At 52.0% G+C, this 14,687-nt stretch carries 2 protein-coding genes; both read right to left on the bottom strand.

The window, feature by feature from the left end; translation table 11 throughout:
- Positions 1-20: 20 nt before the first annotated feature.
- Complete coding sequence (locus tag PRIO_RS08595) at positions 21-7,022, bottom strand: non-ribosomal peptide synthetase (protein WP_231869842.1); 7,002 nt, start codon at positions 7,020-7,022, stop codon at positions 21-23.
- On the bottom strand, positions 7,009-14,664 hold the full coding sequence (locus PRIO_RS08590) for an SDR family NAD(P)-dependent oxidoreductase (protein WP_020431297.1): 7,656 nt from the start codon (positions 14,662-14,664) through the stop codon (positions 7,009-7,011). Before PRIO_RS08590 ends, PRIO_RS08595 begins: the two co-directional genes overlap by 14 nt.
- Positions 14,665-14,687: the final 23 nt, after the last annotated feature.

Here is a 14,687-nt window from a genome sequence, read left to right as displayed (position 1 = left end):
TCCTTTCACAGGAGCGGAGGTCAACCTCTCATGTTCCGCAGTCTTTTTCTCATGTCCGCTCTTTTTTGGCCGGTTTCCACACTTGATACTTTTACCGTATGCTCCTGCAGGTAATCAGAGATCTTTTCAATCGACGTATATTTGAACAGATCCATCATCGGGATGTCCTGGAAAAATTCCTGTTGGATCATCCCCTGCATTTGTACAACCAATAAAGAGTTCCCGCCGATATCAAAAAAGTTCTCCTGAATGCCGACAGCAGGGATGCCCAGCAGTTTCTTCCATATTTCGGACAGCTTCTTGTCCACCTCGTTCCGGATTCCCGCTGCCTCTATGCTGCCCGGAGTTTCCCTGACAAACTTCTCCATCGACCTCCAGTCCATTTTTCCGTTTGGTGTGAGCAGGAAGCGCTCGACATGGAAAAATTGGGCGGGGATCATATATTCAGGAAGCCTTTTCCTTACCGCATCCTTTAGCTGGTTCTGCGGAACCGGCTGATCTCCGGTATAGAGGCAGACAATTTTGCTGGTTTCCCCATCCTTCACGGCTGTTACAGCAATCTGCTGCAGGCTGGTCAACTCTTTTAAGGCCTGCTCAATCTCCCCGAGCTCAATACGGTATCCTCTTACTTTGACCAATTGGTCTCTTCTACCGGTGAACTCCACATTCCCTTCCGGCAAATATCTTCCCGAATCTCCCGTCTTATAAAAGATTTGTCCATTGCTCTGAGGGATAAAGGCCATTCTCGTCTTCTCTTCATCGTTGTAATATCCTTGGGTCACATTGTTCCCGGCGATATAAATTTCCCCGGCGACTCCCGGGGGACAAACATTGCCATACTGGTCCAGGATGATTAGCCGATTGTTGGCAATCGGCCTGCCGATAAGCATGACCGGATGCGACTCGTCGATCTCCGGACCCGGCTTGTAACTGGAGACCCATATTGTCGCCTCCGTCGGGCCGTACATGTTGCGGATTTCCGCTTGCGGAAAGGTCTCGCGCAGGCTTGCTGCCAATGAAGTACTCCAGGCCTCCCCTCCAAGCATTAAGTGCCTAAGCTGTTGTAATACCGGCGAGTGACGATACCGGCCCGGATGATGCCTGAGTAATGTCATAAGCTGGACCATCAGGCTGGGAACCGAATGCCAGATAGTGATGTGCTGGGCCTCCATATAGGCAAGTAAGCATTCGGTGTCCTTCAGATGCTCCATAGATGCAATGCAGAGCCGGGAACCGCTTAATAAAGCGGCGAATATCTCGAACACTGAAATGTCAAAGCTGATTGAGGTTACCAGCAGAAGTGCATCCTTAGGCTGAAGCTGCAATTCTCCAATGCTCCAGGTAACGAAGTTCAAGACATTGGAATGGGTAACCAATACGCCTTTGGGCTTGCCTGTAGAGCCTGAGGTGTACATGATATACATCCGATCCGGTCCATGGCCCCCGGTTCGCGGATTCTCTCTGGAAAGCTCATCCTCATAATCCGCAAGGTACATCTGGCTTACAGCACTCTGTTCCTTAACCGGACTCAGATTGATGATCTGAATCCCTTCCTCATGCGCGAATGCTGCCACGCTCTGGAGATAGCGGTTTTCGGTCAGCAGCCATTTGGCGCCGCTGTGTGCAAGAATGTAAGCGATCCTGTCTTCAGGATAACCCGGATCAAGCGGCACATAGGCTCCGCCCGCCTTCAGAATAGCTAATATACCGATAACTGAGCTGAAACTCCTGTCCACAAAAATCCCCACAGGGGTATTCCGCTGAACCCCGCTGCCAGTCAGCATCCAGGCAAGCTGATTGGCCTTCCCGTTCACTTCCTGGAAGGTCATCTGCTGTTCCTCATACACTAAAGCGATGGCATGCGGATTTTTTTGCACCTGCGCTTCAAAACGTCCGTGGATCGTCTGACCGTCTTCCAGGTCCGCCTGTTCTCCTTGAAAGCGGCTTAATAGCGCAGTTTGTTCCTGAAGGGTCAACAAGGTAATTTCCCGGAGGAGACCTTCCGGCTTGTCCACAACCTGGCCGATGATATTCAGAAAGTATCCGGCAAACCGGGAGATGGTGCTGTCTGTATACATATCCGAATTGTACTCGAACGAAATCTCGATTTGCTGATTGGTTTCCTGGGCCAGACAGCTTAATTCGAACGGGCTGATTCCTTCATTTTCCAAATATAATTTATCATAAAACTGGAACAGTACATTGTAAATGGGATTTCTGGATAAATCTCGGTCGGGATTTACTTTTTCCACCAATAAATCAAAAGGATACTGGGCTTTATCCATGGCGGACCATACCTTGTGCTTCACGGCATCCTGTAATTCCATAAAGGTGGTGATTCCCTGAAAGTGAATGCGGATGCATAGGGTATTAATAAATATGCCCGCGACACTCTCCCATTTCTGTTCATTTCTTCCTGAAGCAGGCACGCCAATAATAATATCCTGCTCCTGCGACAGATTGTGCAATAACAGAAAATATGCGCTCAAGAGAAAGTTGTTGGCCGTAATCTGCTGAGTTTCTAGATGGGCCTTCAGCTTTCTGTACAGCTCCCCGCTAATCGTAAATTTGTGAAAGCTGCCTCTATACGTCTGGACAGCAGGCGCCTTGTGGTCTGAAGGCAGGCTCAACACCGGCAAAGGCTTGGCAAGCTCCTTCAGCCAAAATTGCTCGTGCTCCACAAACGCTTCGCTTTCCTCCCAGGCTTTTTGTTCCAGAATCCAGTCAAAATAATCCTCTTTCACCTCTGGAAGTCTGGGCGGCTGCTGATGCAGGAAGGCCTGGTACAGGCTGAACAATTCTCTGTAATAAATATCAATGCTCCAGCCGTCTGTCAGGATGTGGTGGAAATTGATGTAGAGGCAAGCCCGCTCATCGCTGATCGTGTACAGATAGATTCTATAAGGCGGCATTTCGAGATTGAACGGTTTCATTTTTTGCTGGTGGATATTCATTTTCACAAAAAGCTCCGGATCGCTTTGCCCGGCGGCATCGATAGATTGAACGGCCGGCACATACGCCGGGAGCACCTCCTGCACCGGATTTCCGTCCTTCAACACATACTTCGTGCGCATCAGGAGATGTCTTCCCGCCAGGAAGGAGGCTGCCTGCTGCAGCAGTTCCAAGTCAATGGCCATGTCAAAATAGCGGATAAAGGGCAGGTTGTACGCCACCAGGTCCGGATTCATTTTCTGCAAAAACCAGATACGCCTTTGCGCATGTGACAAGGGCATACTTGTTTTTGCGTACTCCACTTCCTGCTTATTCACCGCCCCGGCTTCAGTTTTTGTGCCCAGCTTTTGCTCAACCAGCTTCCCCAGTGATGCTACCGTCAGATGGGTAAATACATCCTGAATGGTCATAGTCACACGGTACTGTTCATTGATCCGGTTCGCAATTTTGATGCCCATGATGGACGTGCCGCCAAGCTCATAGAAATTATCTTGAATATCGATGTTCGGCATCTGGAACAGGTTGCCCCAGATCCGGGCAATTTGCTGTTCAATCTCAGTATAGGACTGATCTGCTCTTCCGGTTAGCCGGACATCGATTTCGGCTTCCGGATGCTTGATCTGCTCTCTAATTGCAGGAGCCAGGCTAACCGGCAAGGGACGGTTCCAGAACAGGTCATTATTAAACTGGATGCTGCCGACCACAATGTTATTTATTTTTTTGCCCAGGATCTGATCGAAGGCATGAAGCGCGTGGCGGGGCAAAATAGAGCGAAAGGCCACATCCAGGCTGCCGCCTGTATTCTTCGCCATCCCGGTGTTCATCCATGTCGTCCAGTTGATCGAAATCAACCGGGTATGTCCGGCTAGCAGCCCGGAAAACGCGTCCAGATAGCTGTTGCCCGCCACATAATCTCCTAAATAGATGCCGCCCACTACAGAAGCGATAGATGAAAACAACAGGAGAAAATCGGGCGGGTTGTCACGGGTCAACAGATGCAGATGACGGGTTCCTTTGATTTTGGCAGCGACGGAGGCGGCGAACGATTGCCCGTCCTTCTCAATCAGCAGACCACTGCCCGGAAGGCCCGCTGCGTGGATGATCCCGTCTATTTTTCCAAGCTGACTTGTGATCCTGCTGATTACCGGGGACAATTCGTCCAGCTCGGCAACGTCCGCACTGTATGTAAATAGCTGTGAGCCGTTGCTCTCCAGATGCTTCAGGCTATGGATCAGCGCCGCTCTCTCATCCGGTTCCTGAGCCGACTGGATCAGCTCTTCCCAGGATTCGCGCGCAGGCAGCCGGGAACGGCTGATTAATACAAGCTTCACTTTGTGCTTCAGGGCAATATGCTGTGCCAGCTGCAAGCCAATTCCGCCTGTTCCTCCGGTGATAACATATACACCTTGCTCCTTAAAGCCTGTCATACTATTGTCGAAGGCGTCGAGATCAACAGGCGTTAATTGCGGGTAATACTTCTTTCCTTCACGAATGGCAATTTGGTAATGGTCTGAGGGTCTAAATACCTCATCGGCGAGTTCACGGACCGGCGCCGATTCATCACAATCAATGCATCTGCAGTGAAGCCCGCTGTATTCCTCGCGGATCACTTTCCCCATTCCGTAGAGCGATGCGAAATATGGATAAATCTTCTGGTCTGAAGGCAATACCCTTTGACCGTTCTTCCCGGCTAGGATAAGCTCTGTCCGGTTCATCTCCTGCTTGACCCATGCCTTCGTCAGATACAGCAGCGTATGCAAGGTATGGGTTAATCTCTCCTCCTCGCTAATGCTCCCGGTATCACAGTCGTCCATTCCGGCAGCAAAAAGAATTTTGCTGATCTTCATGGCCCCCGTATCTTTCAGCAATTGGCAGAAGTCTGCTTCCGTGCCGGCCAAGCTGTATAATGCCGGGCTCTCCCGCTGGTAAGCTGCTGCAAGCCGGGCATGAATGACATGCGGGGTGTGCCGGGAGATTTCACCTGCCAGTGCTTGGCCCCAATCCGTCGAATCGGTGAGCACCAGGACTACCTCTTCGTCCGTATGCAGCGGCGGTGAGGGTTCTGTGGTTACTGGCAGCCATTGAATATGGTGGTAGAGCCGGGACTGCGGTGTTTCTTCATGCGGGTTGGCTGTATCCTGGAAATCCGGCTGTTTCTCAAGTGCTGAACCTGATTTGACAGCCGCTGTCGGCCAGAGCTTGATCTTTTCAAAGGGATATCCGGGCAAATTCAGCTTTTGCCGCTTTTGCGGGTAGAGGGCTGCCCAATCGACGGAGAATCCGCCGACATATCGCTCAGCCAGCTTTTCATACGTTAATTGCAGATTCTGGCGGTCCGGCTCGAGCTCCTCTGCAGCAGTTAACAGATCTTCCCGCTGGACATTGCCGCTTATATAGATGCCATTCCCGCCGGATATACCGTTTCGGGACGAATCCGCATTTGCCAGCTGCTTCATTAACTCGTCTCTGGTAGCAAAAACGAACGCGGCCCTGCTGTCAGAATGGCCTCTGCCGGTATTTGCGGTATAGCATAAATCCTCAAGATCAATCTGATCATTGTCCTGCAAAAAGGCATAATACGCTTGGATTAACCGGGCTAAGCCATGTGTTGAGCCGGCTGACAAGGTTAAGAAATGAAACGGAGACGAGCCTTCCCCTGCTTGATGGTTCATCTCTGGAGCTTCCTCCACCACTACGTGGCAGTTCGTACCGCTGAAGCCGAAGGAATTGACGCCGGCCCGCCGCGCTGTATCTCTCCGTTCCCAGTCTTTCACCTCCGTATTCACATAGATAGCAGAATGATCGGCGTCAATAAACGGATTCGGGGACTGATAGTTCAGGGACGGAGGGATTTTTTTATGTTTTAACGACAATATAACTTTCAGCAATGACGCTAAACCTGAAGCAGCCACTGTATGTCCAATATTGGTTTTAACCGAACCAATGCCGCAAATATGAGGGGTGTTTGTATATTTTTTAAATGCATCGTTAATCGCCTGCAATTCGATGGAGTCCCCCAGCAGTGTACCTGTACCGTGGGCCTCCACATAAGAAATCGAGAGCGGATCGATCTTGGCTTTCTCCCAGGTTCGGATGAACAACCCTGTCTCAGCCTCCGGATTGGGAGCGGTTAAGCCATTGGAGGCCCCGTCTGCGTTGACCCCGCTGGCCTTAATGACCGCATAGACAGGGTCCCGGTCCTTCAGGGCCTTCTCTAACGGCTTAACCAGCAGGGCTGTGATTCCTTCGCTCCAAATGGTTCCGTCGGCGTCCTTGTCGAACGCCTTCACCTGTCCCAGGGAGGTCTCCAGATCATTTAATTTCCCTGTGGCCTGCGGAATCACCATAAGGTTGACGCCACCAACCAGTGCCGTTTCGCATTCTTTGTTCATCAAGGCCAGGCAGGCCTGGTGCAAGGCGACAAGTCCGGATGAGCAGGCTGTATTTACAACAAGGGCGGGCCCCCGGAGGTCCAGGAAATAGGAGATCCGGTTGGCTAACAGACCTACCAAAGAACCTGTCAGCGAAGAGATATCCTCATGCTCCAAAAGAGCGCGGTAGTGGGACTGATAAGCCGTCTCCAATCCCACGAATACGCCTGTGTTCGAATGCTTCAGTGCATCTCCGCCATATCCTGCGTCTTCAATCGCATGGTACGCCGTCTCCAAAAACAGCCGCTGATAGGGCTCCATCGCCATGGCTTCCTTCCCGCCGATCCGGAAAAACGGATGATCAAAATGGGCAATTTGCTCCAGATAGCCTGCCTGATGATTGGCATGGGCAAGCAGCTCCTCCAATTCCGGGATAAACGGAGAGAGGTCTTGCAGGCGTTCCTCCGGAAAGGCTCCGATGCTGTTGACCCGGCCCAGCAGATTCCCCCAAAACCTCCGGGGGGTATCGGCTCCGGGAACACGGCAGGCGATCCCGATTACGGCAATATCCTGCCGCTTCACGTCTGAGGAGCGGTTAACCTTTTCCAGAATGGAGACAGCCATTTCCTGATTCAGGTTGCCTGATTTTAACAACTGTAAAATATGATCATTGATCTCTTTACGGTTAATCATCATCATCCCCCAACTCGTTGTTATCCAGGTACTGCAAAATATTCTCGATCGGCACCTTCCCCTCGACAAACCCGGATAGCTTATCGCTGAGCTCCATCCGCTTGGCAGTCTTTGGATCTGCTTCCTGCAATGATTCGTTTTCGCTTTGTTTTTGCTTAAGGTATTCCGCCATTTTGGCAATGGAGGGGTACGCAAACAAGGTCGCGATATTGACACAACCAGGATAGACGCCGTCAATTTCTTTAACCAGGCTAGTAGCCAGAATAGAGTTCCCGCCTGTTTCCTGAAAAGGAAGATGCACATTGACCTCAGCTACACCCAGCACCTTTTGCCACATCGCTGCCAGCGAAATTTCGTACGAATTGTAGCTGTGATCATATCTGCCTTTCAGGATAGGGAGGATGGGCTCGTCTGCAATTACTTTTTCTTGGGGGTTGAACGCTCCGGTTCCCCGGGAGATCATCTGGGGCGGCACGGCAAAAGGCAGCGAAGGGTCCCCGTTCTGGAAATAGCGCTCATTGATTTCACCGGCAATAATCCGTGACAGCTTCCGCTGCAAAACAGCATCCAGGATGCTGATCCCCTGCTCCTCTGTCAATCCCAAAAAGGGAGAGCGTCCCTCCTGAATATCATATTTCAGCGTCATGCCGACTTCCTTCCATGCAGGCCAATTGATGGTAACACTTCTGCGGTTATTCGCCTGCCTGTAGTCGCTGAACCCATCCAGGTAGGCATTGGCAGCCGTATAATCCGCCTGTCCCATCCCCCCCAGCAGGCTCGTGACCGAAGAAAACAGCACAAAATAGTCCAGGTGATCTTGGGCCGTATACTGATCCAATAACCAGGTCCCCGTTACCTTTGCATCAAGCACCCGTTTGATCTCCGGCTTCCCTTTGTTGATCAGCAGCCCTTCCCCGGCGATGCCCGCGCAATGGAATAGGCCATTGATCTGCCCGTATTTGGTGCGGATGGCTTGCAGCACACCCTGCAATTCATTGGGAGCGGAAATGTCTACGGAATACAAATCAACGTCAGACCCGTTAGCTTCGATTTGGCGAATCCTTTGGCTTTGGCTTGGGCCGGGCGGCAGCGTTCTCCTGTTCAACAGACAGAGATGAACCCGTTGCTTCCCGGATAGATACTGGGCAACCGCCAGTCCGATACCGCCAAGTCCTCCGGTCACCACATAGACGCCGTTTTCTTTCAGGGACACGCCGCCCGCTTCGGCAGCCTCAAGCCGCCGCTCTCCGAAATGTTCGAGATAACGGGTGTTGTCCCGATAGGCCACCTGGAAATCTCCTTTGCCGGAACATATTTCTTTCCAGACCGTTGCTGGGGCTGTAGCACTGTCGATATCGATGCAGCGGCATTTGAATTGCGGGTATTCCTGCGGGATCACTTTAGCCATACCAAACAGAACGGCATGATGCGGGTTCAGCACCGGTTCATGCCGGTTCACCAAAAATGTATGGTCTGCAACAAAAAACAGGTTCAGTTCCTGATGATACTGCCCGTTCAACAGCGCTGTTACCAAGTGGTGGAGGTTATACACCCCCCTGTTCTCCGCAGCATGCAAGTCTTCTATCCCGGCAATCTTTTCATCGGCGAGGCTCAGGCAGTGAATGACATGTTTGATCCCCCGGTTTGAAAGCTCTTTCAACAAAAGAGAATACTCCTCGCCTGAACCGATGCTGTACCGGTTAGCAGCCAATTGGTGATAACGGGCTCCCGGCGTGACCTCAATGAGCTCAATCTCTTGCTTCCGCAATACGCGGAGCAGCTCCTGGCTTTTTGTTCCCGTTCCCCCCACAAAGAGCCAGGCTCCTTCATCCGGCTTGATCCCTGCGGGTTGTTCCCGATGATCCGGCAGCCATTGCAACTGATAATATTTCCCCGGAGAGGAAGACCCTTTCCGGGCGGAGCCACCGATCCAATGACGAACCGGTTCATAAGCATAGGCGGGCAGTTCGGTTAACCGGTGCTGCTTGCCCTGATATAGACGATCCCAATTGATATCCGCTCCATCTGTGTACAATCGTGCGATTTTGTGCAGATTGTCCACAGCGGACAGCGTCTCTTCAACGCTCCATTCCTCAATCAGGCTCTCTGCCAGCTTGTTTAATTTGAGCTTGTCCTGCTCAAGCAGGCCGTCACCGTCAAAACCCTCCTGGTCATAACTAATCCTGCTGGCCTTGTAATAGATTCTCTGATCACGGTCCGCCGCTTGCAGGATGCCCGCCTCCTGCAGATATTTGAACTTGGCGCGCAGCTCGTTTTCGGTCCGGAACAGGAGGACGATCCGATGCTCATAATGTCCCCGGCTGATGTTGGCGGTGAAGCAAAGATTTTGCAAATCCAGAGTGACGGTTCCGTTGATCATATGAAAGTAGCGTTTGATCAATGCGCTTAAGGATCCTGCCGTCTTCGCCGACAACGCCAGAATATGCCAATCCTGCTTCGCTTCCTGCGGATTGGTGAAGACCGGCGGTTCCTCCAGCAGGATATGGCAATTCGTTCCGCTGAATCCAAAAGAACTGATGCCGCATCTGCGCGGAGCGGCCGAGCCGCTCCAATCCTGAAGCCTGTCGTTAACATAGATGGGGGAGTCGGCAAATTCTATAAATGGATTCGGATTCTGGAACTGTAGCACCGGAGGCAATTGTTTATGTTTGAACGCCATTATCATTTTGATGACCGACGCCATCCCTGAGGCCCCGACCAAATGGCCGATGTTGGCTTTCACGGTGCCTGCGGCACAGAATTGCCTTTTATTCGTAAAACGTCTGAACGCATTCGTAATGCCCTTTACTTCAATCGGGTCTCCCAGTTTGGTTCCGGTTGCGTGAGCCTCGATATAAGAGATGGTTTCCGGATCAATATTAGCCGCTTTCCAGGCGGCTACCAGCACCTTCTCCTGCGCTTCCGCATTCGGGGCAGTTATGCCGTTGGATGTTCCGTTGTTGTTCATCTCCGAACCCTTGATTACGGCATGAATCACATGGTTGTCCTGCACCGCTTCACTCATCCGCTTCAGGATGATCGTCCCTGCCCCCTCGCCCCACATGGTACCGTTGGCCCCGGCATCGAAGGGGCGGATCATTTCGTCGGCAGAGTCAATCAAAGAGTTGCGCTGGGTAGGAAGATACGCCAGGGATACGCCCGCCACAATGGCGATATCAATCTGGCCCTGCTTCAGGGCCTGCGTTGCCAGACATATTGCGGTCAGACTGGAGGAACAGGCTGTGTCCACAACCAGGCAAGGCCCGTTCAAATTGAGATAATAAGCGATTCTACTGGCCAGAATGCCGGTCGAGCCTGAGGTCACTTTCAAAGGGTCCAGGATATCCACCCGGTTGTTATACTCATTCCGTCCGGTGGTGTCCTTTCCGACATACACGCCTGTCCGGGTGCCCGACAGGATGGTTCCGCCCAGGCCGCTATGTTCGGCAGCCTGATACACATTCTCCAGCAGCAGCCGCTGCTCCGGGTCCATCAATTCGCCTTCTCTGGGAGAAATGTGAAAAAAGGCGGAATCAAACCGGTCGATCTCCTCCAGATACCCTCCCTGGCAATACGCATGTCCTTCAGGGCTGATCTGATTGGCAGCCAGGTAGCCGTCGGTATCTTTTCTTCTTGACTCAGGAAACGGCCGGATTGCGCCCACTCCTGTCGTAAGATTCCGCCAAAATTGTTCGGCATCCTCCGCCATCGGGAACTTGCAGGCATAGCCTATGATGGCATACTCATCACTCTCGGCGGGTTGAAGGCGTTCAACGGATGAATGTTCAGTCCATTCTGCCAACAGCCGCTTTGCCTCTTCCTTGGAATATTTACTCCCCTTGAACCCTTCCAGAATACTGTCCAGATTAAGCGCTGCCGGCTGACTGATCCGCTGGCTGTCCAAATACCCGGCCATTTCATGAATGGTCGGGTATCTGTAAATATCCGTAACGTCAAGCGTGCCGGGATGCCGCTCATTCCATTGCTTGTGCAGATGCGCAGCATGAATCGAGTCCCCGCCCAGCTGGTGAAAAGAATCGAACACACTGATCGTTGTGAGTCCAAGAATATCCGCCCAGACCTGGGCCAATTCCCGATGGGTGGCTGTATACCCTTCCGGCTCTTTCACAGTGACTGAAGTCTGGCGGACCGGCCGCTCCTCCTGGCGTGTCTTTGGGAACAGGGCCTGCTTAATTTCGCCGGCCAGCCGGAAAGGCCACAGGTTCTCCAGTTCAAGCAGCTTGTTCTGAACGTTGAGCTTGCCGACAATGGTCCGGAACATCCCGCGGCGGATAATCAGATCCAGCGCCTGCAATGCCTGGTGGGTGGACAGGAACTCAAAAAAATGCTTGTCTGCCTGCAAGGAAAGCCTGGATGCGGTCGCTTCCCAGGTGGACCAGTTGATGGCCATCACGTTTTTCCCCTGCAGCCTGATGGTTTCCGCCAGCCCATCCACAAAAGCATTGCCCGCCGTGTAGGCAAGCGACCCTCTTCCGCCGGTAATGCTGACAGCCGAAGAAAACAACAGGGTAAACCCGGTATTGAATTCTTGGGTAAGATTGTATACCAGCCAGCTTCCATAGGTTTTCACCGCATGTCTTTGTTCAAATTCCTGCCCGCTCATGCCGAAATCCTCGATGTCCCCTACTCCGACTCCGGCACAGTGGAACACGCCGTTTATGCTCCCGTGATCCTGCCGGATCTGTTCGACGGTCCGCCGGAGCTGAGCTTCGTCGCAAATATCTACACAATGGTAATCAAGCGTGAAGCCCAAAGCTTCAATAGCCAGAATGCCGTTAATTTTTTTCAATAGCTGTTTATCTTCATTATCCATAATGATCGATTGCCAGGATTCTCTATCAGGAATAGCCGTTCTTCCCAGGACGATCAGCTTCACTCTGTTCTTTTGGCTCAGATACTTGCAGACCTCTATTCCCAGTAATCCCAAGCCGCCGGTAATCAGAAAAGTGTCCCCTGCTTCTATGGCTATGGCCTCGCCGGCTTGTTCCGCAATATCCGCTCTCTTAATGACTTCAACGTACCGGCGGCCGTGGCGCAGCGCTACTGAATATTGGGCCGATGGTACTTCCAGCTCCGCCGGAAGCGCCTCCAGATCGGCGGGCTCATTGCTGATGTCAATATGACGCACATGGAAGGAACGATTCTCCTGCAGGATTGATTTCCCTATTCCGTAGAGCGTATGGGCGAAAGGGTCGGAACCCGTATCCATTGGTTGCAGGACATGGGCATTCCTTGTAATCAAGGCAATGTCCAGATCTTTATTCATTGTATTGGCGGCCTGCAGGGCTTTCACCAGGTACAGCAGATTCATCACTGTCTGATTGAAGCTTTCCTTGAATTCCTTCAAAGAATCCGGCAACCCCTCCCGGGAAGGCGCTGCATACAGAATTTGCTCCAGTGCCGAAATATCCAGCTCCCCGCACAGGGCGGAGAAATCTTCAACCGAATTGGAGACGTGATAATGCTCAGCGTTTATTTTGCGATAGGGTCTGCCGATTTCTACGAGGATGCAGCGCTTTCTCCGTAATTTCCCGGGAAGCTGTGCCTCCCATAGGGCTGTATCCGCCTCATGCACAATCAGCAGAACCGTCTCGCGGGCAGCTCCCGAACCGGCGGGCAGCCTGCTCTCTTCTACCCATTCCGTCGTATAATACAGCTCATCCTGGTACACCTCTCCCCGCTTGGCTTCAGCCGGCCAGTATTTCGTCCGTTCCAGCACATTGCCGGGCATAGCCAGTTTCCGGCAGCCGGGATAGAGCGGACGCCAATCCATGCTGGCGCCCTTGATGTAGAAGCGGGCCGCCTGCTCCCAGAGCATTTCGCTGCCCGCTTTCTTTTGCAGGAGCTCCCTAATTGCCTCATTGGCGGTTTTATCCAGTGCGATTTTCTCGCCTTCCCTGATCTCCCACGCTTCTATTTGCGATTTAGTATCCGCAACCACTTCATGGAGCTGGAAGCTGATTCCGGGATGGCTGCTCCACAGGGAGAGCTCCTTTGTCTCCCTAATGATCTTCAGTTTGGCCAGCAAATCTTCATAGCTGCTGAACGTGATAGCCAGCCGGTTCGCGAAATGATTGCGGAATTGGCTTGCTGTACAGCACATATCTGCCAGATTAACGCTGCGGTTCGTGAGCAAAAAGCGCTGCAGGCTCTGCGCAGCCTCAACCAGCTTCTGGCTGCTTCTGGCCGATAAGGTCAGCAGGAATACGTTATTTTCCGCATTGTTGTCGTATACAGGCACTGGCGGCTCTTCTAACAGCACGTGGCAATTCGTACCGCTGAATCCGAACGAGTTAATCCCTATCCGGACCGGGTGGTTCCCCTTCTCCAGCTTGCTCCGCTGATCATTGATAAATAAAGCCGAATCCGCCAGATTGATATAGGGACTGGGCGTCTGAAAATGCAGCGAGGCCGGAATTTCTCCATGCTTCAGCATCAATACGGCTTTTATCAGGGAGACGATCCCGGAAGCCCCGACCAAATGGCCGATATTGGTTTTTACCGAGCCTACACCGCAGAACTGCTTCTTGGAAGTAAACGCTTGAAAGGCATTGATGATCGAATTCAGCTCGATTGTATCTCCCAAGATAGTTCCCGTCCCGTGCGTCTCGATATACCGGATCGTTTCGGGATTGATCTGCGCTTGCTTCCATACCTTTTTCAACAGCTCTTCCTGTGCTTCCCCGTTCGGTGCGGTGATGCCTTTGGAAAGACCGTTGTTGTTGATTCCACTGCCTTTGATGACCGCATAAATCACATCTTTATCTGCAACCGCCTTGGACAGCGGCTTCAATAGCAGGCCTCCGCAGCCTTCCCCCCAGACCGTGCCCTCTGCAGCTTTGTCAAAAGCCCGGATTTTTTCTTCAGCGGACTCCACCTGGTCCAGTGATCCATCTTCCTTGACAGGAGGAAAATAAAAAAGGCCGCTGATGCCGCCTACAAATGCCATATCACATTCATTTCTGCGTAGAGATTCACAAGCAAAATGAAGTCCCACCAACCCGGAGGAGCAAGAGGTATCAAACACAACGCTCGGCCCCTTCAGGTTATATACATAGGAGATTCTGCTTGCTAAAATACCCGGCCAGCCCCCCGTTAAACGAAAAATATCGGGAGCGGCATAGTTGCGGTACTCAATCCCTGTTACGTGGTCACGCCCGATAAAAACCCCGGTTTTGGAGCCAAGAATATCCTGCGTCTCATAGCCTGCATTCACTAACGTGTCATAAGCAACCTCAAGCATGATCCGCTGGTATGGCTCCATCGACAAGGCTTCCTTAGGCGAAATGCGAAACATCTCTGCATCAAAAAAACTGATCTCGTCTAAATATCCGCCTTGTTTGAGGCTCCCTCCCGCCAAATGCCGTTCAGGGGCCAAGGCCTGTCCATCGTGGAGCCGGTCTTCAGGAAAGGTGTCTAAACAATCTCTGCCTGAACAAAGATTATCCCAGAACTGCTCTACCCGGTCAGCCTTTGGAAACCTCCCGGAGATACCGACAACCGCAATCTCCTCGCTCCTGTGCTCATTTCCGTTTTGCAGGTAAGTGATGTACTCCGTCGCTTCCTTGGCAGTCAGCTTCTTGGATGCAACCAGCTCGTAGATGTACTTTTTCAGTTTGTCCATCATTTAACACCATCGCTTTCTTGATC

The organism is Paenibacillus riograndensis SBR5 (genome assembly GCF_000981585.1).
Lineage (GTDB): Bacteria > Bacillota > Bacilli > Paenibacillales > Paenibacillaceae > Paenibacillus_AQ > Paenibacillus_AQ riograndensis.
This window is presented reverse-complemented; position numbering and strand designations above follow the sequence as displayed.

Coding starts and splice junctions, on each gene's coding strand:
- PRIO_RS08595 (WP_231869842.1), bottom strand. CDS start 7,022: ATGATGATGATTAACCGTAAAGAGATCAATGATCATATTTTACAGTTG.
- PRIO_RS08590 (WP_020431297.1), bottom strand. CDS start 14,664: ATGATGGACAAACTGAAAAAGTACATCTACGAGCTGGTTGCATCCAAG.